The sequence below is a fragment of the Lentzea sp. NPDC059081 genome (genome assembly GCF_042738015.1).
Taxonomy (GTDB): domain Bacteria; phylum Actinomycetota; class Actinomycetes; order Mycobacteriales; family Pseudonocardiaceae; genus Lentzea.
In genome coordinates this window covers 524490-548689 of record NZ_JBHYGW010000003.1, presented here as the reverse complement: position 1 = coordinate 548689, position 24200 = coordinate 524490, and the positions used below count along the sequence as shown (strand labels likewise).

At 69.9% G+C, this 24200-nt stretch carries 25 protein-coding genes; 12 read left to right on the top strand and 13 right to left on the bottom strand.

Annotated features, from left to right (window positions below; all coding sequences use genetic code 11):
* Positions 1–3 precede the first annotated feature (3 nt).
* From ACFWV3_RS10335 to ACFWV3_RS10310, 6 genes are all read right to left on the bottom strand, one after another.
* Positions 4–849, bottom strand: a complete 846-nt coding sequence (locus ACFWV3_RS10335; protein ID WP_382410392.1) for a sulfurtransferase — start codon at positions 847–849, stop codon at positions 4–6.
* Positions 850–879: 30 nt separating this feature from the next.
* Complete coding sequence (locus tag ACFWV3_RS10330; protein WP_382410390.1) at positions 880–1317, bottom strand: DUF4395 domain-containing protein; 438 nt, start codon at positions 1315–1317, stop codon at positions 880–882.
* 71 nt (positions 1318–1388) lie between these two features.
* Entirely contained in the window at positions 1389–1460 is a 72-nt protein-coding gene (locus tag ACFWV3_RS10325; RefSeq protein WP_355300619.1) for a putative leader peptide, read from the bottom strand.
* 248 nt (positions 1461–1708) lie between these two features.
* The gene (locus tag ACFWV3_RS10320) at positions 1709–2119 is read right to left on the bottom strand and encodes a thioredoxin family protein (RefSeq protein ID WP_382410388.1); all 411 of its coding nucleotides are present in this window, start codon (positions 2117–2119) and stop codon (positions 1709–1711) included.
* Positions 2116–2949, bottom strand: a complete 834-nt coding sequence (locus tag ACFWV3_RS10315; RefSeq protein WP_382410386.1) for a DUF2993 domain-containing protein — start codon at positions 2947–2949, stop codon at positions 2116–2118. The genes ACFWV3_RS10320 and ACFWV3_RS10315 overlap by 4 nt, the downstream gene beginning before the upstream one ends.
* 15 nt (positions 2950–2964) lie before the next feature.
* The gene (locus tag ACFWV3_RS10310; RefSeq protein WP_382410384.1) at positions 2965–3681 is read right to left on the bottom strand and encodes an alpha/beta hydrolase; all 717 of its coding nucleotides are present in this window, start codon (positions 3679–3681) and stop codon (positions 2965–2967) included.
* A gap of 174 nt (positions 3682–3855) precedes the next feature.
* Between ACFWV3_RS10310 and ACFWV3_RS10305 the strand changes: the two genes are divergently transcribed.
* From ACFWV3_RS10305 to ACFWV3_RS10275, 7 genes are all read left to right on the top strand, one after another.
* Positions 3856–4611: a winged helix-turn-helix domain-containing protein gene (locus tag ACFWV3_RS10305; protein ID WP_382410382.1), complete on the top strand. Its 756-nt coding sequence runs from the start codon at positions 3856–3858 to the stop codon at positions 4609–4611.
* A 10-nt stretch (positions 4612–4621) separates the two neighbouring features.
* Positions 4622–5497, top strand: a complete 876-nt coding sequence (gene mshD, locus ACFWV3_RS10300) for a mycothiol synthase (protein WP_382410380.1) — start codon at positions 4622–4624, stop codon at positions 5495–5497.
* Between the two features lie 199 nt (positions 5498–5696).
* Positions 5697–6806 carry a phosphate ABC transporter substrate-binding protein PstS gene (gene pstS / locus ACFWV3_RS10295; protein ID WP_382410378.1) on the top strand — a complete coding sequence of 370 codons (1110 nt, stop codon included), beginning with the start codon at positions 5697–5699 and terminating at the stop codon, positions 6804–6806.
* Positions 6807–6839: 33 nt separating this feature from the next.
* A complete protein-coding gene (gene pstC, locus ACFWV3_RS10290) occupies positions 6840–7904 on the top strand; it encodes a phosphate ABC transporter permease subunit PstC (protein WP_382410376.1) in 1065 nt (354 codons plus the stop codon).
* Positions 7901–8815 (top strand): phosphate ABC transporter permease PstA, encoded by a 915-nt coding sequence (gene pstA / locus ACFWV3_RS10285; protein WP_382410374.1) that lies wholly within the window; start codon positions 7901–7903, stop codon positions 8813–8815. The genes pstC and pstA overlap by 4 nt, the downstream gene beginning before the upstream one ends.
* A 10-nt stretch (positions 8816–8825) precedes the next feature.
* On the top strand, positions 8826–9602 hold the full coding sequence (gene pstB / locus ACFWV3_RS10280) for a phosphate ABC transporter ATP-binding protein PstB (RefSeq protein WP_330854097.1): 777 nt from the start codon (positions 8826–8828) through the stop codon (positions 9600–9602).
* Positions 9603–9613: 11 nt separating this feature from the next.
* A complete protein-coding gene (locus ACFWV3_RS10275; protein ID WP_382410371.1) occupies positions 9614–10771 on the top strand; it encodes a hypothetical protein in 1158 nt (385 codons plus the stop codon).
* 6 nt (positions 10772–10777) lie between these two features.
* Here the strand turns inward: ACFWV3_RS10275 and phoU are convergent, their stop codons facing one another.
* The 5 genes from phoU to dusB form a co-directional block, all read right to left on the bottom strand.
* Positions 10778–11443: a phosphate signaling complex protein PhoU gene (gene phoU / locus ACFWV3_RS10270; RefSeq protein ID WP_382410369.1), complete on the bottom strand. Its 666-nt coding sequence runs from the start codon at positions 11441–11443 to the stop codon at positions 10778–10780.
* Between the two features lie 72 nt (positions 11444–11515).
* Positions 11516–14443: an LCP family protein gene (locus ACFWV3_RS10265; RefSeq protein WP_382410367.1), complete on the bottom strand. Its 2928-nt coding sequence runs from the start codon at positions 14441–14443 to the stop codon at positions 11516–11518.
* Positions 14444–14741: 298 nt separating this feature from the next.
* Positions 14742–15662, bottom strand: coding sequence for a GGDEF domain-containing protein (locus tag ACFWV3_RS10260; RefSeq protein ID WP_382410365.1), 921 nt, complete (start codon positions 15660–15662; stop codon positions 14742–14744).
* Between the two features lie 141 nt (positions 15663–15803).
* Complete coding sequence (locus ACFWV3_RS10255; RefSeq protein WP_382410363.1) at positions 15804–16256, bottom strand: hypothetical protein; 453 nt, start codon at positions 16254–16256, stop codon at positions 15804–15806.
* On the bottom strand, positions 16249–17370 hold the full coding sequence (gene dusB / locus ACFWV3_RS10250) for a tRNA dihydrouridine synthase DusB (RefSeq protein ID WP_382410361.1): 1122 nt from the start codon (positions 17368–17370) through the stop codon (positions 16249–16251). The genes ACFWV3_RS10255 and dusB overlap by 8 nt, the downstream gene beginning before the upstream one ends.
* A 272-nt stretch (positions 17371–17642) precedes the next feature.
* On the opposite strand from dusB, the gene ACFWV3_RS10245 reads away from it, so the two are divergent.
* The gene (locus ACFWV3_RS10245) at positions 17643–18323 is read left to right on the top strand and encodes a DUF4241 domain-containing protein (RefSeq protein WP_382410359.1); all 681 of its coding nucleotides are present in this window, start codon (positions 17643–17645) and stop codon (positions 18321–18323) included.
* 56 nt (positions 18324–18379) lie between these two features.
* Positions 18380–18856, top strand: coding sequence for a DUF6328 family protein (locus ACFWV3_RS10240; RefSeq protein WP_382410357.1), 477 nt, complete (start codon positions 18380–18382; stop codon positions 18854–18856).
* Here ACFWV3_RS10240 and ACFWV3_RS10235 read toward each other — a convergent pair.
* Positions 18821–19516, bottom strand: coding sequence for a hypothetical protein (locus ACFWV3_RS10235; RefSeq protein WP_382410355.1), 696 nt, complete (start codon positions 19514–19516; stop codon positions 18821–18823). The genes ACFWV3_RS10240 and ACFWV3_RS10235 overlap by 36 nt on opposite strands.
* A 161-nt stretch (positions 19517–19677) precedes the next feature.
* Here ACFWV3_RS10235 and ACFWV3_RS10230 point away from each other — a divergent pair, with 161 nt between their 5' ends.
* From ACFWV3_RS10230 to ACFWV3_RS10220, 3 genes are all read left to right on the top strand, one after another.
* Positions 19678–20244 (top strand): NAD(P)-dependent alcohol dehydrogenase, encoded by a 567-nt coding sequence (locus ACFWV3_RS10230; protein WP_382410353.1) that lies wholly within the window; start codon positions 19678–19680, stop codon positions 20242–20244.
* Between the two features lie 17 nt (positions 20245–20261).
* Positions 20262–20468, top strand: coding sequence for a zinc-binding dehydrogenase (locus ACFWV3_RS10225; protein WP_382410351.1), 207 nt, complete (start codon positions 20262–20264; stop codon positions 20466–20468).
* Positions 20469–20774: 306 nt separating this feature from the next.
* Positions 20775–22157 (top strand): MDR family MFS transporter, encoded by a 1383-nt coding sequence (locus ACFWV3_RS10220; protein WP_382410349.1) that lies wholly within the window; start codon positions 20775–20777, stop codon positions 22155–22157.
* A 36-nt stretch (positions 22158–22193) separates the two neighbouring features.
* On the opposite strand, the gene ACFWV3_RS10215 is transcribed toward ACFWV3_RS10220, so the two are convergent.
* Positions 22194–24113 carry a hypothetical protein gene (locus tag ACFWV3_RS10215; protein ID WP_382410347.1) on the bottom strand — a complete coding sequence of 640 codons (1920 nt, stop codon included), beginning with the start codon at positions 24111–24113 and terminating at the stop codon, positions 22194–22196.
* Between the last annotated feature and the right edge of the window lie 87 nt (positions 24114–24200).

Here is a 24200-nt window from a genome sequence, read left to right as displayed (position 1 = left end):
TGGTCAGGCCTCCTTGCCGGTGCCGGTCTCGATCGGAACGCCGATCAGCGAGCCGTACTCGGTCCAGGAGCCGTCGTAGTTCTTGACGTCCTCGTGGCCGAGGAGCTCGCGCAGGGCGAACCACGTGTGGGACGAGCGCTCGCCGATGCGGCAGTACGCGATGGTCTTGCGGCTGCCGTCGAAGCCCGCCTCCTCGTAGAGGGCGCGGAGCTCGTCGTCGGACTTGAAGGTGCCGTCCTCGTTGGCCGCCTTCGACCACGGGACGTTCACGGCCGAGGGGATGTGGCCGCCTCGCTGGGCCTGCTCCTGCGGGAGGTGGGCCGGGGCGAGGAGCTTGCCCGAGAACTCGTCGGGGGAGCGGACGTCGACCAGGTTCTTGTTGCCGATGGCCTCGACGACCTCGTCGCGGAAGGCGCGGATCGACAGGTCCTGCTCCTGGGCGGAGTACGAGGTCTCGGAACGGGTGACCTCCTCCTTGTCCAGGGGGCGGCCGTCGAGCTCCCACTTCTTGCGGCCGCCGTCGAGGAGCTTGACGTTGGTGTGGCCGTAGAGCTTGAAGTACCAGTAGGCGTAGGCGGCGAACCAGTTGTTGTTGCCGCCGTAGAGGACGACCGTGTCGTCGTTGGAGATGCCCTTGGCCGAGAGCAGCTTCTCGAAGCCCTCGCGGTCGACGAAGTCGCGGCGCACCGGGTCCTGGAGGTCCTTCTTCCAGTCGATCTTCACGGCGCCGGGGATGTGCCCGCCGTCGTACGCGGTGGTGTCCTCGTCGACCTCCGCGAAGACGACGCCGGGCGTCTGGAGGTTCTCCTCCGACCAGGCGGCGGAGACCAGCACGTTCTCACGGCTCATGGGAAGTTGCTCCTGTAGTAGTGCGTGTCTTTATTGCGGGCGGGCGGTTGCCGGTGCGTACCGGCGCAGCAGCAGGTACATCTCGCACCCCAGGCACAGGCCGAGCGCGGCGTTGAGCAGCGCTGCCACCAGTGCCATGCCGGTCGCGACCATGCCGAGCGTGGTGAGGCCCGTGGCGTAACCGAGGGTGCCGATCAGGGCGAAGACGAAACCGACGCCCTGCGCGAACCGCAGCGGGGCGGCTTCCTCGCGTTCGGTGGTAGGGGTGAGGCGCGGCTGGATCGCGTAGCGGTAGACGTGTCCCCACGGGTTGAGCTTCAGCGAGATGAACGCGCACATCGCGAACAGCACCGTCTGGGCGGCGAGGAGACGCCACCAGCCGGTGAGCAGCACGACGGCCAGGATGATCGTGGTCATCCAGGCGGAGAAGCGCGGGCCGCGCGGGTCTACAGGGTTGTCCTTGGGCACGACGACCTCCGGGCAGACGGACGAGTGCTTTCAGTCCGGCAGAGGTAGCTGATGGGCGTCAAGCGGCCCAGTCAGCTCGTCGTGCGACACAGGCTGCTGCGCACGCGGCACAGGTCAACCGCGCGTCGCTTCGTGAGCAGCATGGTCATGCCAGCGAGGGTAGCTCTCAATCCCTCGGTGCGGGAGGTATGTCCATCTGGTGGAACAACGCAGGTTCACTCGACCGGATTAGGCCGTGTCCTGCGAGTTCGTCCGGTGAGAGGCGCGGGCGAGAGACCCGGAGGCGGTGCCGCCGCGGCGCCCTCATACCGGGCGTATTCGGGCGCTGCGGCGGTGCCGTCTCCGGGGCCCTCGGCCGCTCCTGTCGCCCGACGGGCTCGCGGGACACGGCCTAAGGCAAATGCGGGCGGAGGGCGTCCAGCAACGAGTCGCGTTTCGGCACCCCGCCGACGCGCAGCAACTCGGTCCCGTCGGACGCCAGGGCGAGCGTCGTCGGGGTGCGCATGATGCCGAGCCGGGCGGCCACGTCCGGGAGGTTCGTGACGTCGAGCTCGGCGTGGGTGAGGCCGTCGGTGCGGGACGCGAGGTCGCTCAGGATCACCTTCGCGTGCCGGCAGGGGGCGCAGAACGTCGTGGAGAGCTGGACCAGCGTCACCCCCGGCGCGAGCAGGTCGCGCACGGGGGCGGGCAGGTCGGCGGAAGGCTTCCGGCGGGACGAGATGCGGCCCTCCCGGACCTTGAGCAGCACGGCGATCGCGCCGGCCACGGCCAGCGCGCCCACGAGCGCCCACACACCTGTCATCGTTGGGTCAACGGTACATCCGCGATCTCGCCGGACAGCTTGAACGAGCCGCTCTCCACCTCGACGGCCGTGGGCGTCGCGCCGAACGGCAGCGTGCCGGGGTCGATCTTGATCGCGAGCGCCTGGCGCAGCTGCGGGATGATCTGCTTCAACGACGTGTCGTCGAGCTCGATGTCGTCGATGTTGATCTGGATGGCGCCGCTGACCAGAGCGATCTGGCCGTACGCGGTGAGCACGACGGTCTTGCCCGCCACGTTGGTCTGGCCGGAGAGCTTGATCGCGGCCGTCGTCTTGGGCGCCTTCGGGTCCGTCGGCGCCTGGGTGGCGACGCGGTTGTCCGGCTCGATCGAGAGCTTGTCGAACGGCGTCACCTGGTTCGCGAGCCGGTTCAGGTCGAGCGCCTTGATCCGCACGCTGCCCTTGACCGTGTCGATGGTCGCCTTGGAGACGTTGCCCGCCAACAGGTCCGAGAGCGCGACGCGGGTGTGCAGGAGGTCGGCCTCGACGTCGAGGTCGCGCAGGTCCACGCCCTGCTGCTCGTCCTTGATCGGCACGCCGTACGCGCGGATCTCCACGTGCTGGTAGTCGCCGCGCAGCGCCTGCAGGATGAACGGGAACCCGTTGATCCGCACCGCCGGGTCCTCGTTGAGCTGCAGCTTCTCCCGCATGCGCTGAGCGATCTGGTACTCGCCGGCCGCCGCCAGCGCGAAGTCGGCCGCGACGAGCAGCACGCCGAGCACGATCACCGTGATGATGAGGAACTTGCCGCGCCGCGACTTCTTCTTCGGCCTGGCGCGGGCTGGGGTCTGGCCGGGAAACCCTGCAGTCATTCCTCGTCCTTCGAGTCAGTGCGCGATCTTCGCGGCGGTCCACGCCGCCATCCGGTCTACCAGGTCGGGAGTCGAGGCCGATTCGGCGTGCCGCATGCCCTTCTCGATCCACAACTCGCCATGTCCCGAGGACGCGCGGTGCAGCGACCTGGCGTGCTCCACGCCGAAATAGTGGTCCAGGTCACCGTGCACGATCAGCAGTGGGGTGGGCGTGATGCGCCCCACGACCTCCAGCGGGCTCTCCGGCGCCTGTACCCAGCTGCCGCCGAGCCGAACCCCCATCGCCCGCGCGGCGAGCTTGCCGTGCGGCTGCTCCAGCAACCAGTGCACCCGGCGCATGGGAGCGGTCTCGCGCGACCACCAGCGGGCGGGTCCGCTCACGGACACGACCGCGTCCGGCTTCGTCTCCCCGAGCGCCGCGTGCCGCAGCACGACCGAGGCGCCCATCGAGAACCCGATCGTGGCGACCTTCGCGTAGCCCAGCGACCGGGCCGTCAGCACCGCCGCCTCGATGTCGTGGACCTCGTCCGCGCCGACCGTGGACCGTCCGCCGGACCGCCCGTGGCCGCGGAAGTCGAACGCCACGACACCCCCGCGCCGGGCCAGCCGGGCGAGCACGCGGGCCACGTACGGCTTGGTCACGTTGTTCGTGAACCCGTGTCCCACAACGAAAGCGAGGCCGCTGTCCCCCTGGTGGTGGACCCCCTGCAGCCGCACCCCGTCGTGTGACATGGATGTAACAGGCGTGACGCTTGTGGAAACAACTGTGAGCACGGCTTCTTGACCTGGGACTTTCTCGGGTTGCACCGGTATCGTCTCCGTCATCCGCAGGCAACGGGGCCCGGTCACCGTACGCCGCTGGTCTGGTCCAGGTGACCGACCACGGCCGATTTGGAGGGCGCCGCGATGAGCATCGACGTGCTTCTGCTGACGACAGACCCGGACCCGGAGGCAGTGCTCCCCGCGCTGGCCCTGCTCCCGCACGCCGTGCGGCCGCTGCGTCCCGAGGTCTCCGCGCTCCTCGAAGCCGGACCCCACGACATCGTGCTGGTCGACGCCCGCACGGACCTGGTCGGCGCGCGGTCGCTCTGCCGCCTGCTCGACTCGTCCGGCGTGGACGTGCCCGTCGTGGCCGTCGTCACCGAGGGCGGCCTGGTCGCCGTCAACTCCGACTGGTCCGTCGACGAGATCCTGCTGCCGACCTCAGGCCCCGCCGAGGTCGACGCCCGCCTGCGCCTGGTGCGCTCGCGCCGCGGTGCCACCCAGCCCGGTGGCGACGGCGCGCTGCAGCTCGGCGACCTGGTGATCGACGAGGCCACCTACACCGCGCGCCTCAAGGGCCGCCCGCTCGACCTCACCTACAAGGAGTTCGAGCTCCTCAAGTACCTCGCCCAGCACGCCGGCCGGGTGTTCACCCGCGCCCAGCTGCTGCAGGAGGTCTGGGGCTACGACTTCTTCGGCGGCACCCGCACCGTCGACGTCCACGTGCGACGGCTGCGCGCCAAGCTCGGCCCCGAGCACGAGGCGTTGATCGGCACCGTCCGCAACGTGGGCTACAAGTTCGTCCGCCCCCCGCGTCCCGGCTCCTCGCGCCGCCCGGCCGAGGTGAGCGAGATCGACGACGCGGTCCGCGTCCTGGATGAGCAACTGATCACGCGGTAGGTTCGCCTGTGTGGCGCGACTGAGCTGGTACGACGAGCTGACGACCGAGCAGGCTGCCGAGGTGGGGCAGCTGCTCACCGCCGCCGGGGAGACCGACGGCGTGGCACCGGTCGGCGAGGCCGTCCGGCTGCGGATGCGCCCCGGCGCCACCGGCAGCAGGCACCTCCTCGCGCACCTGGACGGCGAGCTCGCCGGGTACGCGCACGTCGACCTGCTCGGCGACGCGGACGGAAACAAGGTCGCCGAGCTCGCCGTGCACCCCTCGCACCGCCGCCAGGGCGTCGGCACCGCGCTCGTGAAAGCGCTCCCCCAGGAAGGTCTCCGGATCTGGTCGCACGGCGGCCACCCGGACGCCGGCAAGCTCGCGGAGGCGCTCGGCTTCCGCAAGGTCCGCGAGCTGCTGCGCATGAAGCTGCGCTTCGAGGGCGACCTCGCGGAGCCGAAGCTGCCCGAGGGCGTCACCATCCGGCCGTTCGTGCCGGGCCAAGACGAGGCCGCGGTCGTCTACGTGAACCACCGCGCGTTCGACTGGCACCCCGAGCAGGGCGCGATGTCCATCGAGGACGTCCGCGCGAAGGAAGAAGAGGACTGGTTCGACGCCGAGGGGTTCCTCCTCGCGTTCGACGCCGCCGACAAGCTCGTGGGTTTCCACTGGACGAAGGTCCACACGCCCGAGCTGGGCGAGGTGTACGTCGTGGGCGTCGACCCGGACGACCAGGGCGGCGGTCTCGGCAAGGCGCTCACCCTCGCGGGCCTGCACCACCTGCGCGACCGGGGCATCGCCGAGGTGATGCTCTACGTCGAGTCCGACAACACCGCCGCGGTCAGGGTCTACACGAAGCTCGGCTTCACCCTTTGGGACGCCGACGTCCAGTACGCCCGGTAGTCAACGGACCGTCACAAAACGCATACGCCCTGGTCACGCGCTCACTCTTTCGGCCGTGTGACCCGTCACTTCCCGTTCGGTGTTCACCTCCCGTTCATCCGGTCTAGGTGGGTTGTCCACCCTGGCTACCTACCTTCCGTAGCGAGCGGCGACGTCCGTCGCGAAACCGCTAAATGCTTCCGCAAGGTGGAGGACCAAGGTGAAGATCCAGCGGCACGGTGCCGTGCTCGGCCTCGTCGCGGCCAGCGCGCTGCTGCTCGGTGCGTGTGGCAGTGACAACAACACGACCGCGGGCGGCAGCACGCCGACCAGCGGTGCCTCCGCGCCCGTCGAGTGTGGCGGCAAGACCAAGCTGAACGCCGAGGGCTCCTCCGCGCAGAAGAACGCGGTCGACGCGTTCGTGCAGGCCTACCAGGCCGCCTGCCCCGGTGTGGACCTCGCCTACAACCCGTCGGGCTCCGGCGCGGGCGTGAAGAACTTCAACGCCGGCCAGGTCGACTTCGGCGGCTCGGACTCCGCCCTGAAGGAGGGCGCCGAGACCGAGGCGGCCGCCAAGCGCTGCCAGACCAACCCGGCCTGGAACCTGCCGCTGGTCTTCGGCCCCGTCGCCGTCGGCTACAAGGTCTCCGGTGTGGACAGCCTCGTGCTCGACGCCAAGACGACCGCCGCGATCTTCTCCGGCACGGTCAAGAAGTGGAACGACCCGGCCATCAAGGCGCTGAACGGCTCCGCGACCCTGCCGGACAAGGACATCGCGGTCATCTACCGCTCGGACGAGTCGGGCACCACCGACAACTTCCAGAAGTACCTGAAGGTCGCCGGCGGCTGGACCAAGGGTGACGGCAAGCAGTTCAAGGGCGGTGTCGGCGAGGGCAAGGAGAAGTCCGCCGGTGTCGCGCAGGCCGTCGGCTCCATCGACGGTGCCATCACCTACGTCGAGTGGTCGTTCGCGCAGGACAACAAGCTCTCGATCGCCAAGATCGACGCCGGTGCCGGCGCCGTCGAGCTGACCGCCGAGTCGGCCGGCAAGGCCATCGAGGGTGCGAAGGTCAAGGGCGAGGGCAACAACCTGGTGCTCGACCTCGACTCGATCTACGGCACGAAGGCTGCCGGCGCGTACCCGCTGCTGCTCGCGACCTACGAGATCGTCTGCTCGAAGGGCTACGACGCCGACACCGCGAAGGCCGTCAAGGCGTTCCTCACGGTCGCTGCCACCACCGGTCAGGCCCAGCTCGCCGAGGCCGGCTACGTGCCGCTGCCCAAGGCGTTCCAGGACAAGATCCTGACCGCTGTGAAGGCGATCGCCTGAGGTTGATGCGAAACTTCGGCTGACACAGACGCGATGAACGATCCCGTCGTGGCCAAGCGCCCCGCCCGCTCCGGTGAGTCCGGAGCGGGCGGGGGCGTCGCGGCTGCTCCCCACGCCTCGGAGGCTCCGATTCCCCCGACACCGGAAGCTCCAGAAACGACCAAGGCACCTCACGTCCGGCCGGGCGACCGCATCTTCCGCGGCCTGGCGACGGGGTCCGGTGTCTTCATCGTCGTCCTCATCGGCGCGATCGGCCTGTTCCTGATCCTGCAGGCCATCCCGTCGCTCGGACTGGACAACGTCAACTTCCTGACCAGTCGCGAGTGGAACACGACCGACGCCTCCAACCTGCGGTTCGGCATCCTCGACCTGACGCTCGTCACGGTCGTCGTCGCGCTGCTGGCCCTGCTGATCGCCATGCCGATCGCGCTGGGCATCGCCTTGTTCCTCACGCAGTACGCGCCGCGCAACCTCGCCAGGCCGTTCGCCTACGTCGTCGACCTGCTCGCCGCGGTCCCCTCGATCGTCTTCGGTCTCTGGGGCCTGTTCGTGCTCGGGCCGGTGCTCTACCCGTTCTCGGAGTGGCTGATCGAGAACCTCGGCTGGTTCCCGCTCTTCGCCAAGGGCAACGTCAACGTGCAGCTCGGCGGCACCGTCTTCACCGCGGGCATCGTCGTCGCGGTGATGATCCTGCCGATCATCACGGCCGTGAGCCGCGAGGTCTTCGAGCGCACGCCGTCGATGCACATCGAGGGCGCGATCGCCCTCGGCGCGACGAAGTGGGAGGTCGTGCGCACGACCGTCCTGCCGTTCGGCAAGGCCGGCTACATCAGCGCCTCGATGCTCGGCCTCGGCCGCGCGCTCGGCGAGACCATCGCCGTCGCGATCATCCTGAGCACCGCGACCGCCTCGTTCGGCTGGTCGCTCTTCGACGGCGGCTCGACGTTCGCCTCGAAGATCGCGCTCGCCGCGCCCGAGTTCAACGACCCGCGCTCGGCAGGCGCCTACATCGCCGCCGGTCTGGTGCTGTTCGTGCTGACCTTCGTCGTGAACGCCATCGCGCGCTCGATCGTCGCCGGCCACAAGGAGTACGAGTGAGCACGAATCTCGCGGATCCTCAGCGCCTCGCGACGCCGCCGACGTTCCAGGCGGTCAGCGTCTCGCGCCGGGTCAAGAACGGCCTCGCCACCGCGCTCGTCTGGGGCGCGTTCCTGGTCGCGATCGTCCCGCTGGTCTGGGTGCTCTACACGGTGCTGCAGCGGGGCTTCCCGGTCATCCTCGACGGTGACTGGTGGCAGAAGTCCATGTCGGGCCTGCTGGCCCGCCAGCAGGGCGGCGGCGCGTACCACGCGATCTACGGAACGCTGGTCCAGGGCCTCGTCTGCGCCGTGATCTCGGTGCCGATCGGCATCATGATCGCGATCTACCTCGTCGAGTACGGCGGCCGGTCGCGGCTCTCGAAGGCGACGACGTTCATGGTCGACATCCTCACCGGTGTCCCGTCGATCGTCGCGGCGCTGTTCGTCTACACGGTCTGGATCACGACGTTCGGACTCGGCCGCAGCGCGCTCGCCGTGTCGCTCGCGCTGGTGCTGCTGATGGTGCCGGTCATCGTGCGCACGACCGAGGAGATGCTCAAGATCGTCCCGGACGAGCTGCGCGAGGCCTCCTACGCGCTGGGCATCCCCAAGTGGAAGACGATCGTCAAGATCGTCATCCCGACGGCGCTCTCCGGCATCCTGACCGGCATCATGCTGGCCCTCGCCCGCGTCATGGGCGAGACCGCGCCGGTGCTGGTGCTCGCGGCCTACGCGCCGTTCATCAACTACAACCTGTTCGACGGCCCGATGGCCTCGCTGCCGTTGATGATGGTGAACGAGCGCAACAACCCGACGCAGGCCGGTTTCGAGCGCATCTGGGGCGCGGCGATCACCCTCGTCGTCCTCATCACCCTGTTCAACCTCCTGGCGACCGTGATCTCGCGGGCGCTGGCGCCGAAGACGAAGTGAGCGGGCGGACATGGCCAAGCGACTCGACATCAAGGACCTGAACCTCTTCTACGGCAAGTTCCACGCCGTGGAGAACGTCTCGCTCGCGGTGCCGCCGAAGAACGTCACCGCGTTCATCGGCCCCTCCGGCTGCGGCAAGTCGACCGTGCTGCGGTCGCTCAACCGCATGCACGAGGTGGCGCCCGGCGCGCGCGTCGAGGGCAAGGTGCTGCTCGACGGCGAGGACATCTACGCGTCCACTGTGGACCCGGTCGAGGTGCGCCGCACCATCGGCATGGTGTTCCAGCGCCCCAACCCGTTCCCCACGATGTCCATCCGCGACAACGTGGTGGCGGGCCTGAAGCTCGCGGGCGTGAAGAACAAGAAGGAGCTCGACGAGGTCGCCGAGCGCTCGTTGCGCGGCGCCAACCTCTGGAACGAGGTCAAGGACCGCCTGGAGCGTCCCGGCGGCGGCCTCTCCGGTGGTCAGCAGCAGCGTCTGTGCATCGCGCGCGCCATCGCGGTGCAGCCCGACGTGCTGCTGATGGACGAGCCCTGCTCCGCCCTGGACCCGATCTCCACGCTGGCGATCGAGGACCTGATCACGGAGCTGAAGAAGGAGTACACGATCGTCATCGTGACCCACAACATGCAGCAGGCGGCGCGCGTGTCCGACCAGACCGCGTTCTTCAACCTGCTGGGTGTCGGTCAGCCGGGACAGCTGATCGAGGTGGACGACACGGAGAAGATCTTCTCCAACCCCGGCCAGAAGGCGACCGAGGACTACATCTCCGGCCGCTTCGGCTAAATTCTCCTGGCGTGAGCCCGCAGAGCAAGTCCCGCAAGAAGAAGCAAGGCAAGGCACCCGGCCGCCGGCAGGAGCAGTCCCCGTACGGGGCGCTGCTCGAGTCGGCGGCCGCGCTGCGTTCGGAGTCGTGGCTGCTCGCGGACGCCTGGGCGAGCGAGCTCTACGCCACGCTCTGGCTGGCGGGCTCCGGCCACACGCCGATGGTCGAGGCGTTGAGGAAGATGGACGACCCGGCCGCGCTCACCGCGTTACGCGCGCTGTCCGGGGTGGGCTCCGCGGAGCACCGCGCCGAGGCCTTCGCCGCCGCGGAAGCCGTCGCGGCCCGCGGTGTCGCCGAACCGTCCTGGTACGTCCCCGGCACGCTGGTCGACTTCCGCGACGCCTTCCTCGTCACGAACCTGCTGGGCGACGTCGAGGTCGTCGCGATCACGCAGGAACGCGCCGGCGTGGGCGAGACCGTGCTGTTCATGCGCCAGCCGGTGCTCGGCGCCACCGCCATCGAGCTGTTCGCGACGCCGGACGAGGGCACGGTGGCGTTGCTGGAGGACATGATCGCCTCGACGCCCGACGCGTTCGAGGACAGGATCACGCCGCTGAGCGCCAGCGACGTCTTCGACCGCGTGTGGCCCGACGTCGAGCAGTTCTGGGAGGACGGGCCCGACGAGGAGACCGAGGAGGGCCTGATCGGGTCGGAGGACGTGCGCCACCCCGTCCAGCTGATCGCACTGGCCGACGCCCGCGTGCGCGCGCTGGTGCCCGACGAGTACGAGATCCCCGCCGTCAGTCCGGAAAGGACGGACGAGGCCGTCGAGGCGTTCCTGGCTTCGGAGCACGGGATCGCCGACGTCGAGGCCGCACGGGCGTTCGCGCGCATCGTCGCTTCCGCTGCCGTGGACCAGAACCGCGACCCGGTGGTCTACGGGCCGGCGTCCCTCACGGCGGTGCTGATCCTGAACGTGGCGGCGAAGCTGCACGTCTCGGACGCGGACCTGGCTCTGCTGCCGGACATCGTGCGCGCATGGGCGTACTTCACGGCCGACGCGCGGGACCTGCCGCGTGACGAGGCGCGGGCGGCCTGGGACGAAGAACTGCCCACCGTGCTCGCCGAGTTCTCCGAGGCCTACGCCGATCCGGAGCTGGTGGCAGAGCGCGATGGGCAGTTTCGGTAAGGGGCTCTAGAGGTTCTCGTCGTCGCCGTAGCCGGGCATCCGGCCGGTGACGACGAAGACCGTGCGCTTGGCGACCGACACGGCGTGGTCGCCGTAGCGCTCGTAGAACCGACCCAGCAGGGTCACGTCCACCGCACTCGGCACGCCGTGCTGCCAGTCCTTGTCCATGATCACCGAGAACAGGTGGCGGTGGATGTCGTCCATCGCGTCGTCCTCGTCCTCGAGGCTGCGCGCGCGGTCGACGTCCTTGTTGCGGATGATCTCCGCCGCTTCCTGCGCGAGCTGGACCGCGATCCGGCCCATCTCGCTGAAGTACGGCTGGACGTCCTCGGGGATCGCCGACGACGGGTGGCGGCGGCGCGCGGCCTTCGCCACGTGCAGGGCCAGGTCGCCCATGCGCTCGACGCTCTCCGCGGCGTGGATCACCGCGAGCACCGTGCGCAGGTCGGTCGCGACCGGTGCCTGCAGAGCGAGCAGCGCGTACGACTGCTCCTCGATGCTGGAGCGGACGTCGTCGACCTTCTGGTCGCCGCTGATGACCTGCTCGGCGAGGCCGAGGTCGGCCTGCAGCAGGGCAGCGGTCGCGTTCTGCATCGCCTCGGCGACCATGCCGGTCATGTCGGCCAGTCGTTCGGCGAGCTCTTCTAGCTGGTCGTGGTAGGCCTCGCGCATGGCGCTCAGCCTACGTCCCGACCATCGCGGCAGCGACATGCCAGGATGAACCCGAGGTGAACCCCAGGCGAATCACTTCGCCGCGCAGGGGTCCTGTGCCGCGTTCACAATGGACAGATCCTTGCCCGGTTCTCCCTGGTTCTGCGGGGTGCCCTGCTGCGTGCCCGCCTGCGGGCCCACGACCTTGCCGTCGAAGTTCGACCCCAGGGTCAGCACCACGGCGCCGCCCATCTCCGGAGCCTCCACCAGTTCCGCGCTGGGCACCGCGGCCTTGAGCGTCGCCGCCTTGTTCTCGTTGCCCTTCGAGTACCTGATGGTGGTCTTGGCCGCGTTCTCCGGGGCGTTGCCCTGGGTGGCGACCTTGAACCCCTTCTGCTTCAACGCGTTCGACGTGATCCCGGCACCACCGTCGTTGTCGGGGTCGCCGTTGAACACCTGGATCGTGACGTCCTTGGGGTCGATCACCGTGCCGGGCTGCTGCGCGGGAGGGGTGTTCTCGCCGGGCTTGCCCTCGGTGGGCTTCTCCTGCGGCAGCGGCGTTCCGTCGATGATCGTCTGGAACAACGCCTTGATCTCGTCGTCCTTGAGGCGCTCGATGTTGTCGTTGTTCGACAGCGTCGGGCCCTCGTCGGTCCAGTGCGGCATCGTCACGAACGAGACGCGGCCGGCGTCGAGGCTCTGCAACGAGTTCGCGAGCTCCAGCAGCGAGGCGACGTCGATGTTGTCGCCGACCGTGGACTTCGTGAGCGCGTTGATGAAGTTGTTGAGCTTCGTCGGGCTCAGCAGCACCTCGTTCGACAGCGCCTGGCGCAACATCGCCGAGAGGAAACCCTGCTGCCGCTTGATGCGGTCGAAGTCCGTGCCGCCGTCACCCTTGGCCTGGACCTTGCGGGCGCGCACGTACTGCAGCGCCTGGTCGCCCTTGAGGACGTGCTTGCCCGGCTTGTCGATCACCACACCGAGCTCGTCGTCGACGATCTTCGTGGGCGTGCAGATCTCCACGCCGCCGATCGCCGTCGACATCTCGCGGAAGCCGATGAAGTCGATGCTGACGAAGTGGTTGATCTTCAACCCGGTCATCTGGGTCATCATGTTGGCCACGCACTCGGGCCCGCCCTCGGCGTACACCGAGTTCGCCATGACGTCCTTCGCCGGCGCCAGCGGACCGGCGTACTGCCCGTTGTCCGAGTTCCAGGAGCGGCAGTTCGGCCGGTCCACGCGCACGTCGCGCGGCAGCGACACGACGACCATGCGCTTCCGGTCGGCGGGGATGTGCGCGAGCATGATCACGTCCGACCGCGCACCGCCTTCCTGGTCCTGGGTTCCGACGTTGTCGCCCGCCTTCGCGCCTGCCCTGGTGTCGGAGCCGACCAGCAGGAAGTTCTCGTCGCCGAGCTGCTTCTCCGCCTGCTGCACGGCCTGCGAGTTGCCGCCGAGCGCGTCGATCTTCTGGATCTTGGAGTCGGCCCACTGCATGGCGGCCCAGCCGATGCCGGTCGACGCGAACACCGCGGCCGCGGCGGCGACCGCCGAGATCTTGGCGCCGCGCATCAGCCTGCGCTGCTTGGGCGTGCGTCCGGGCAGGAGCCTCGGCTTGCCGTCGCTGTCGGTCTCGACGACGACGGGGTCGGCGAACTGGGTCGCCTCCTCGTCGTCCTCGCCGTCCTTGACCCACGGCATGAGCTTGGCGCGCCGCTCCTTGCGCAGGCGCTCCTGCTCGAGCAGCTCGTCGTGCACCGCGGAGAACCGCGCGAGGGTGTGGTCCACCTCGCGGCGCTTCTTCACGTCGTCGCCGATGGCCTCCATCTCGGTGGTGAGGCTCAGCGGGTCCATGTCTTCGCGCTTCTCGACCTTGGCCACGCCCGCCGCCGAGGCGATCTGGGTGGCCTCGGGGCCGGGACCGTCGGCAGGGGGCTCCTCCGGCGCGGCCGCGTCGGACGCTCCGAGCCGGTTGGAGATGCCACCGCCACCCGCGCCGGGCGCCGGGCGGGGACCGCTCGACTCCGCCCGCGGGGGCATCGGCCGTGGGCCGCTCGACTCCGCGCGGGACGGCACGGGACTGCGGCCGGTCGCGTCCCCGTTCGGGGGCACGGGGCGGCGTCCGGTCGTGTCCGGTCCCTCGGCGGGTGCCTGCGGGCGCGCGATGCCGTTCGACGACGGCGCGTCGCCCGGCAGGAGACGCCGGGGCGCCGGGCTGTCGGCGGGAGGACGCTTGAGGCCGGGGTGCGCGCCGTCGGGTGCCGGCGGGCGCGGGATGCCGTTGGACGACGGCGCGTCGCCGGGGGCGAGCCTGCGCGGCGGCGGACCGCCCGCGTCGGGCCTGCGCACGGTGCCGGTGTTCATGCCGGCCTCGGGCGCACCGGGAGCGGGGCGCCGCGGGATGCCGTTCGCCGACGGGGCGTCGCCGGGAGGCATGCGCCGCGGGTCACCGGGTGCCGGCGGGCGCGGGATGCCGTTCGCGGACGGCGCGTCACCGGGCGGCATGCGGCGTGGTGCGCCGTTCGGGCCCATCTCGCCGGGTGCGGGACGTCGCCTCGTGCCGGTGGCGTCCGCCTCGGGCGGCCGGACCGCTCCGTTCTGCGGGCCGGGGGCCGGGCGGCGCTGCATGCCCGTGGCGTCCGGACGCGGCCGCTGACCGGTCTGCTCGCCGGGCGGCCGCACCGCGCCGTTCGGAGGGCCCGCGGGGGCGTCCGGCACGCGTCGCCTGCCGGTGTCACCCGTGAAGTTCTGCGGTGGTGCCTGGTCAGGCCGCTGGCGCGCACCCGTCTGCTCACCAGGCCGGTGAGCGGCGGGCGGCTGCTGCCGCGGGGCCTGGGGCTGCTGCGGCTGCTGCGCCGGGGGGTCCGGCAGAGCACGCCTGCCCGTGGCAGGAGGATCCGGCAGGGCGCGCCTGCCTGTAGTGGAAGCGTCGGGCGAGCCTGGCGGGACGGGTCGGGGGATGTTCGTCCTGCTGTGCTGCTCGATGAGGTCCGAGACGCTCAGGCCCCCAGAGCCTTCCATCGAGCGACGTCTACGGCCGGTCGGCTGGTCGTGCTGGGGATCCTGATCACCGCGGGAAGAGGGGCCGCCACGTCGGGGGTCGTCGGGCACCCAATCTCCCTTCTGGGTCAGAAGCAAAAGCGGATCGTCATTACGAAGTGACGACGACCGGGACACAAGGGTTGCATCACCGGCGTGTCAGTTGCGCCCGCGATACTACGGATGTAGCCGACTTCTGACGACCACTCCGGGTGATACAGCTGCGATCAGTACGCGATTACGCGCAGTCTGCTTGCCCTGAACGGGTGAGCCAGCTCACTCAGTAGTAACCGAGAACACGTGTCTCATCGATGGCACGCCTGCCCGCGGCAGCGCCTGCCAGGCGAACCCGTCCGTCGGCACGGTACGCCACGGCGTTGCGACCTGACTGCTTGGCCGTGTACAGGAGGCTGTCGGCGCGCAGCAGCTGCTGCTCGGCGCTGACCGCCGGACGCTCGGGAACCTCGTCCGCGGGAGGCTCGTACGCGAGGCCCGCGCTGACCGTCACGCGCAGGTTCGGGGCGATCTCCTGCCAGGCGTGACGCTCGACACGTTCGCGGGCCGCCTCGGCGATCTCGACGGCCGTGGCGGCGTCGACCCGTGGCAGCACGAGCACGAACTCCTCGCCGCCGTAGCGGGCGCAGAAGGCGCCCTCGGGCAGCTCCTGCTGCAGGAGCTCGACGACGCGCTGGAGCACGCGGTCGCCGAGGAGGTGGCCGAAGGTGTCGTTGACCTGCTTGAACCAGTCGAGGTCGATCAGCGCGATGGCGAGCCCGTGCCGGCAGGCGCCGTGCTCGGCCAGCAGGTCGATCAGCCGCTGGTCGAGGTAGCGGCGGTTGTAGGAGTCGGTGAGGCTGTCGCGCAGGCTCTGCTCGCGCGCCTCGGCGTGTTCCTTCCGCAGCCGGTCGACCTCGCGCCGCAGCTGCTCGGGGACGTGCGGCTGCTCGACCTGGTCCGCGTGGACGAGGTCGAGCGCGGAGCGGAGGTGCTGGTACGCCTGGCGCCACTGGCCGCGGGAGGCGAGCAACGTCGCGATGGACTCGTGCAGCCCGACGAGCCCAGGGCCCTGCCTGTCGACACCGGCGTCGGCCTGACGGGCCTGCGCACCCTGCTGGGCGGTCTGCTGGGGCGTCTCGTGGGCGGTCTTCTGCGCTGTCTTGTGCGGGGTCTGCTGGGCCGTCTCGGGTCGCAGTGCGGTCATCGCGGTCACCTCCTTACTTGGCAGGTGTCGTCCCCCAAGAGGCGCCGCTTGAGCTACAAGGACACGAGCGGGTGGGATTTCCCCCGTCCGGTTGACCGTCAGCTGCTCCGATCCAGTGAGCTTGGAAGATCGACAACCCGCTCAGCCACCGAGGCAGGGTGCGAACCCGTACACCTGGTCGTCCAACAGCACGACGTGCAGGGATCCGATCTGGTTTCCGATCACCGCACCCTCCTGGCGCAGGGTGATCGTGACCGCCACGACGTAGACGTCGCCACGGGGATGGGCCTTGTCACCGGGGGGTGCCCAGTCGGCGTCGACGCGAAGCGTGGACCAGGTCGGTTCGACCTTGATGGTGGCACCGCGCAGGTCGCAGACCTTCTGCCGGAAGTCGGGGTGCTGAGTGTCCTTGAGCAGCTTCGACTGCTGCGTGGCGCCCTCGTCACCCGCCTTGTTCAGGCGTTCGTAGAACTGCCTGAACTTCGCCCGGTCGTCATCACTGAGCTGGGCGGGCTTCGGCGTGCCCGCGACAGGACCGCCGCAGCCCGCGAGCAGCGCGAGCGAGGCGAGGAGCAAAGCGACGCGTTCAGCCACCGGAGTGCATCACGTCCGCGCCGGCGGGGACGGTCGCGTCCTCGGGGTCGTCCAGCCACCCCTCCGGGAGCACGACCTTCGCCGCGGACCCCTGCCGGCCGCGCGGCCCCTCGGCGTTCTCGGGGAACGGCACCGCGGGGTCGAGCTGCCCGATGAGGTCGTCCAGCTGCTGCAGGCTCGACACCATCGCGAACGCCCGCCGCGTGTCGCCGCCGACCGGGAAGCCGTGCCAGTACCAGGCCATGTGCTTGCGGAGGTCCCGCAGGCCCTTGTCCTCGCCGTAGTGCGCGGCGAGCAGCGTGGCGTGCGTGCGCAGGACCTGCGCGACCTCGCCCAGCGCCGGACCCTCGGGGATCGGCTCACCGCGGAACGCCGCCTGCAGGTCGCGGAACAGCCAGGGCCTGCCGAGGCACCCGCGCCCGACGACCACGCCGTCGCACCCGGTCTCCGCGACCATGTCGAGCGCGTCCTGGGCGCTGAAGATGTCGCCGTTGCCGAGCACCGGGATGCCCGTCACGGCCTCCTTGAGCCGCGCGATGGCCGACCAGTCGGCCTTGCCCGAGTACCGCTGCGACGCCGTGCGCGCGTGCAACGCCACGGCCTGCGCGCCCTCGTCCTGCGCGATCCGGCCGGCGTCGAGGTACGTGAGGTGCTCGTCGTCGATGCCGATGCGGAACTTGACGGTGACCGGCATGTCGCCCGCGTTGCGCACCGCGGCCCGTACGATCTGCCGGAAGAGCTCCCGCTTGTACGGCAGCGCCGCCCCACCGCCCTTGCGCGTCACCTTGGGCACGGGACAGCCGAAGTTCATGTCCATGTGGTCGGCGAGGTTCTCGTCCACGATCATCTTCGTGGCCTCGCCGACGTTCTTCGGGTCGACCCCGTAGAGCTGCATGGACCGAGGGCTCTCGTCCTCGTCGAACGTGATCATGTGCATGGTCATCGCGTCGCGCTCGACGAGCGCCCTGGCGGTGATCATCTCGCAGACGTAGAGCCCGGCCCCGTACTGACGGCACAGCTGCCGGAACGCCACGTTGGTGATGCCGGCCATGGGCGCCAGCACAACGGGCGGGTCGACGGCGAACGGGCCGATCTTCAGGGTGGGGACGGACACGCCCCCCAGGTTACGGCACTGCTCAGACCCGCCACGCCGGTTCCAGCGCGAGGACGCTCCCCGCAAGGTCGAGCCGGCTGTTACATCTGCGTCAACCTTCTCGGTCGTGATGTCACCCGCCACGACCGCCGACCGCACAGCGTTTCGACATCTGCCCAGCGCCGCGCCCGTGCGGCCGGTTCCGGGCGGTCCTCACGTCCCGCGCACACCCCTGGTGCCCCGATCGGGTGTCGGGGGCTTCTGCCAACATGCCTTCAGGAGGTGGCCTACGCGTGGGGGCGGTTGAACTGATCAGGACCGGGTTCGAGCGGTTCTTCGTCGACGGACCGGTCGGCAAGCCGACCGGGGGCGGCGAGCAGCAGGTCGTCACGGTGCAGCAGGTCGGTGACCTGGCCCTGCCGACGGGCCGGCTCGTCGCGGCCGACCCGTTCGTGCTGTGGCCGGAGGACGCCGAGGCGTTCACCGAGGAGGTCCCTCCCGGCTCGTACCCGGTGTCGGTCTCGCTGGTCTCGTGGGTCGACGGCGACGGCTTCCCCGACGTGCGGCAGGGCTACCGGGTCGCCGCGGCGAGGGTGACGGTGCGGGACGAGCCGGCCTACTCGTGGAGACCGGCCGTGGTGCCGGGCGAGCACGTGCCGATGCTGCCCGTGATGCCGGAGTTCGGCTACGACGTGAAGTCGAGCACCGGCGCGTTCTTCGACCTCTCCGCCGCGGCCGCGCTGGACCGCCTGGCCGGCGACGACGAGGTGGGCAACTGCGACCTGATCGACGCGCTCGGCGCGGTGGGCGGTGGCCGCGGTCCCGCCAACGTCACCGACCCGATGTCGGGCCTGAACGTCGTGGCGTTCTCGACCGGCTGGGGCGACGGCGTCTACCCGACGTGGGTGGGCCGCAACACCGCGGGCGACCCGGTGGCGTTCGTGACGGATTTCTTCGTGATCAACCGCGGCTAGTGCTCTGACGTGCGGATGGGCGTTTCGGCCCATCCTCGCCGGGTACGCGAGGGCCGATGAGCGAAGCCGAGGAATCCGACCAACGCAGACTCGCCCGCAACGTGAACGAGCTGCTCCAGGAGCTGCGCGTGGCCCAAGCGGGCGTGCAGATCCTCTTCGGCTTCCTGCTCTCCATCGCCTTCACCGACAAGTACGCCACGACCAGCGGTTACGTCCGCGTCACCCACCTGGTCACGGTGCTCTGCGCCGCCGTGGCCGTCGCGTTCCTCACCGCCCCCGCGGCCTGGCACCGCGTCCTGTTCCGCCAGGGCCGCCGGGAGGACGTCGTCAGCTCGGGCAACACGTTCGTGTTGGTGGGCCTCGGCTTCCTCGCGCTCGCGATGACCGGCACCGTCCTCATGCTGGCCGAGGTGATCCTGGGCCTGTGGCCGTCCATCGTGGTCGGTGCCGTGGCCTTCGCCGTCTTCACCGGCCTGTGGTTCGCCTGGCCCTCCGCCTCATCCCAGCGTGCTCAGCACCGCGAGCACCCCTAGCCCGACGACGACGGGCACCACCGTCAGCACGTTGCGGCGCGTCGGCCGCGGCTGCCGGCTGATCACCCGGACTCCCAGCGGCACCAGGGCGACGCACAACCCCGCCGTCCCGATGATCGAGACGACCTCGGTGCCCTTCAACACCCCCAGCGGCAACAACCCCATGGCTGCCAACGCGACCGAGCGCACCTTCCCGAGCTCACCGCCCAGGTGGGCCGCGACCGCGAGCACGAACCAGCCGAACATGATCGTGAACGACAGGAAGCTGAACAGGTGCAGCTCCCCGTACCCGCCCGCGACCAGTTCGGTGGCCTGCTCGACACCCAGGTGAGCGGTCGCCGTGAACGCCGCCTGGTCGACGCCGGCGTGGAAGGTCCGCTCGAACAGCCCCACCGTCACCAGCACCCCCGCCCAGTCCGCCCACCTCGGTCTGGTCTCGCCGATCCGCTGCACGAGGTGCGCCACCGCGGCCCACATCACGACGTTGCCGGCCAGGAACGTCGTGTACGCGGCCTTCATCAACACCGGATGCTCGGCCACCGCCCGCAGCTGGTCCGGGAAGAAGAAGGGGAACGGCGACCGCAACAGCGTGCCCACCAGCAACAGAACCGGCCCGGCCACCAACGCCGCGCCGCCCACCCACCCGTTCGGAAACCTCATGCCCGGCAACGCTTCCACCGCGCGCGCCCGGCCGGATCGGCCCGCGGTCCGAACCTTCGTCTCGGCCCGTGGTCCGGTCCCCCCAAGTGGAGACCCTGCTTTCTCCCTGAACCGCGATTCCGTTCCGCCACAACGGATCCACCGCTCCTTACCGTCAGCGCATGAGAGCCGCCGTGCACACGAGCTTCGGCCCGCCCGAGGTCGTCCAGGTCGTCGACAGACCGGTCCCGCTCCTCCGTCCGTCCGACGTCCTGATCAAGGTGCACGCCACCACGGTGACGTCGGCCGAGACCGCGATGCGCCGCGGCGAGCCGTTGTGGGGACGGGTGATCCTCGGCCTGCGCCGCCCTCGTGCCGCGCTCCGGACGTTGGGGCTGGAGGTCTCCGGCGTGGTCGAGGCCGTCGGCGCTGCCGTGACGCGGTCGCTGGCGCCGAAGCCGGCCGGCCTGACGTTCGCCGAGGCGGCCGCTGCCGTCGACGGTGCCACCACGGCGCTGTTCTTCCTGCGGGACAGGGCGAAGATCCGTCCGGGTGAGCGAGTCCTGGTCAACGGCGCGTCCGACAGCATCGGCACCTACGCCGTGCAGTTGGCGAAGCACCTCGGCGCCTCCGTGACGGCCGTGTGCGGTCCGTCGAACGTCGACCTGGTCAGATCGCTCGGCGCCGATGAGGTCATCGACTACACCGCACACGACTTCACGGCCGATACGTCCCCACGACCGGCCTGACGAACAACCTGTGGGCGTTGTGGACGTTGTTCCGCAGCAGACGCGTGATCGTGGGCATCTCGGTGAACAAGCGCGCGCTGCTGCCCGTCATCAGCTCTCTGGCAGATGGCGGCAAGCTGCGCGTCGTGATTGATCGCACGTATCCGCTCGCCCGGATCGCCGAGGCGCACCGGCACGTCGACTCCGGCCACAAGCGCGGCAACGTCGTCATCACGGTGCTCTGACCTGCATCTTTCTTCTTCGCGCAGATTTCTTCGCCGCCGGTGTCGATTCGGGCGCCGGCGGTTCGACGTCTGGGTGAGAGGACGAGGTCCTGATCCGCTCCTGGCGGAATTGGGGTGAGGAGCAGGCGGCGATGGGGAACACTTCGGACACACCGATGAGTTCTGTCAGAGCTGCCGGTCTCCACCGGTGTCACGAAGCACGCCGACCGCCTCGGCCGCGAGACGACCGCTACCTAGTGAGGGCCTGACATGCCTGCTGCGACGCAAGAACGACCGACCACCGAAGCGGGCAGAACACCCCTGGTAGTGCGCCTGCTGGTGCTGGCCACGTTCGTCGTGATCCTCAACGAGACGCTGATGATCAACGCGATCCCGCGCCTCATGGAGTCGATGCACGTCACCGAACAGGCGGCGCAGTGGGTCTCCACGGCGTTCATGCTGACGATGGCGGCCGTGATCCCGGTCACCGGCTGGTTCCTGCAGCGCGTCACCACCCGCCAGGGCTACACGATCGCGATGGGCGTCTTCCTGACCGGAACCGCCCTGTGCGCGGTGGCGCCGACGTTCACCGTCCTGCTGCTGGGCCGCATCGTCCAGGCCGCCGGCACCGCGGTGATGATGCCGCTGCTGATGACGACCCTGATGACCGTCGTGCCGGAACGCGACCGCGGCCGCGTGATGGGCAACGTGACGTTGGCGATCTCCGTGGCCCCGGCCCTCGGCCCGGCCATCTCCGGCCTGATCCTGCAGCTGGGCTCCTGGCGCCTGCTGTTCGTGGCCGTCCTGCCCATCGCGGGCGCCGTGACCCACTTCGGTCTGCGCCAACTGACCAACATCGGCGAACCGAAGGTCAGCACCATCGACTGGGCGAGCGCCGCCATGGCGACCCTGGGCTTCGGAGGCCTGGTCTACGGCCTGAGCCTGTTCGGCGAGCACGAGAGCAGCCTGGGCATCGGCATCGTGGCGGCAGGAGCCGTCACCATCGCCCTCTTCGTGTTCCGCCAGATCAAGCTCCAGCGCACCGACTCCCCGCTGATGGACCTGCGCACCCTGAAGCACCGCACGTTCGCCCTGTCCCTGGCCCTGATGTGCATCGCCTTCCTGGCCATGATGGGCTCGATGATCCTGCTGCCCCTCTACCTGCAGAACCTGCGAGCCCTCACCCCGTTGCAGACGGGCCTGCTCCTGATGCCGGGCGGCCTGGCCATGGGCCTGCTGGGCCCGACGGTGGGACGCCTCTACGACCGCCTGGGCAGCCGCCCGCTGATCATCCCGGGCTCCGTGGCCATCGTCCTGTCGCTGGCCGGCTTCACCCAGGTGTCGATGTCCATGCCGTACTGGCAGGTCCTGGCCCTCCACGCCCTGCTGATGGTGGGCCTGGCCGCCACCTTCACCCCGATCTTCACCCTGGGCATGGGCGCCCTGCCGTCGCCGCTGTACCCGCACGGCAGCTCGATCCTCGGCACTCTGCAGCAGGTCGCGGCGGCTGTCGGCACCGCGCTGGTCGTCACCGTGATGTCGGCGCGTTCGGGTCAGCTGCTCGCCGATGGTGTCGATGCGGCTGCGGCGCAGTTGAGCGGCATGAGGCTGGCGTTCGTGGTCGCTGCCGGGCTGGCGGTGGCGACGATCGTGGTGGCGGCTCTGCTGCCGAACCGGACGAGCGGGTCCGCGGAGGGCGTGCACCACTGAGCTCTTTTCGTTGTGCGCAGCCCACCCGGGACGTGACTACCGCCGGCTGCTGCCGAGTGCCTCGGCTGCCGCGGCGGCGACCTCGCGTCTCGGGTGGTCGTGGGAGATGGTGGTCAACATCGCGACGCTGTCGGGGTGGCCGGCGGTGGCCATCGCACGCACCAGGCCGAGCTGGTCGTGGACAGGATGTCCGGCCAGTTCGTCGATCAGGATCCCGTGGTCGTGCGCGGCCGCCAGGTTCTCCGACAGCGCGAGCATCATCTCCTGGTGCCCGGCGGCCCCAGAGGCCAGCTCACCGTGGCTGACCAGCCATTCGGTGGCCATCCCGCCCGCCACACCCCCCTCGGAGCGCAACCGGCGGGCCTGGTCCGCACCAGCCTCGCCGGTATGTCCCAACGCGGCCCACGCCAGCAGCCGCGTCGCGGGCGAGGGCCCGTTCACGCAGAACGCCGCCAGCTCGGTCGCCGCCACCTCGGCGTTCCTGGACGTGGCCCAGGCCTCCAGCAAGGACGACGCGATCTCAGGTCCACAGTGCTCGATGGCATCGAGCAGCCGCGCCAGCGGAGCGTGTGCCAGTTCCTCCGCCGAGGGTGCGTCGAACCCCTCCGCACGCAACGCCTCGCGCACACCCCACAGCCCGAGTGGAGTCAGTTGCACAAGAGTGAGGTCGGGATCGTCCCTGCCGGACAGTTCGGCGATCTTGTCCCGTTCCCACGGGTCCGCCGACGTCCTCAGCTCCAGTGCACCTGAGGTCTCCAGGGCCGTGAGAACAGCGGTGAGATCGCGCCGCCACATCATCTCGCGCAGGTCGAGGAACAGCCCACCGGCACCGAAGCCGAACCCGGCCGTCACCACCTCGCGAGTGCGCCCGGCCAGCAGTTCCACCGGCACAGGTGCCTCGCCCGCGGTGTAGAGGCTCAGCCACAGATCCAGCGTCACCTCCGGCAGCACCTGCCCGAGCAGTGAAGGGGCTTCGTAGGGGCTCTCGGGCCCACACGCCGCCGGCCCCAGCGCACCGAACGCCTCGAACGCCCGCAACCACAGGTCCAAGGGCCGGTCCAGCAGGCCGATCGAGCTCTTGACCACCAGCAGCCTTCCTTTGACCACCCGCACGAGACGAGCGGCCCTGGCCCAGGCCACCAGCAGGGACACCTCCGGCAGGTCCGCGCTGCTGCGAGCCCGCCCCAGAAAAGCGCCATCCACCCCCAGCCGCAACGCCAGTTCGCGGGCGTCCGCAACCCGCAGACGCTTCGTGGCGGTCAACGTACGACCCGCACCCACCCACGTCACCAACGCCCGAAACCGGACCACCAGGTCGGTGTTCTCGGCAGCAGACGCCAGCTCGCCCTCGGACGGAACCAGCACAGGCGGCAACGGCGCCGAGTCGTCCTCCTGGAAAGCCGGGCCGTCCTCACCACCGGCCGCGTGCCGGCGCATGATCTCGGCCAGCACGTCCTGGTCGTAGTCGATCTCACCAGCCTGAACGGCCCCCAGAAAGCCGTTGACGGCATCCCCGTCCGCGACATCGACACCGTGCTCCAGCATCCTGGTCATCCAGAACTTGGCGGGCCCGTGGTTGCGCTCGTCGCTCATCCTCGCCCGAAACTCCGCAGCGCACCGCTCGACGGCCGAGTGCAGCACGTCCACACGGCCGGCTTCACCGCCGCGAGCCGCGACCAGGAAGTCGACCCAGTGGTGCAACGTCGTGATGACTCCGGGCAGCCCGGACTGCTCCAGGGTGACCTTTCGCGGGAACCAGTCCAGCAGAAGGCGTTCGACATCAGCCATGTCCCAGCGGTCGAGCACACCATCACCCGCGACCCGTGAGCTCAGCGCCGCCTCGATGACGAAGAGATCGGCATCGAGTCCCTGACCGGCAGCCCAGTCGGCAAACTCGGCCACCAGCCGGTCGGCCTGCCTCTCCAGTTGCTCCAGGACATCGACAGGATCGCTCACAGCTACACGGTATCCAGGGCAGCTGCCTACCCGGTCACCGCCTCGCGACTCAGGCCGCGCGTGAACCGCCGTGGGGTCCGGCGGATC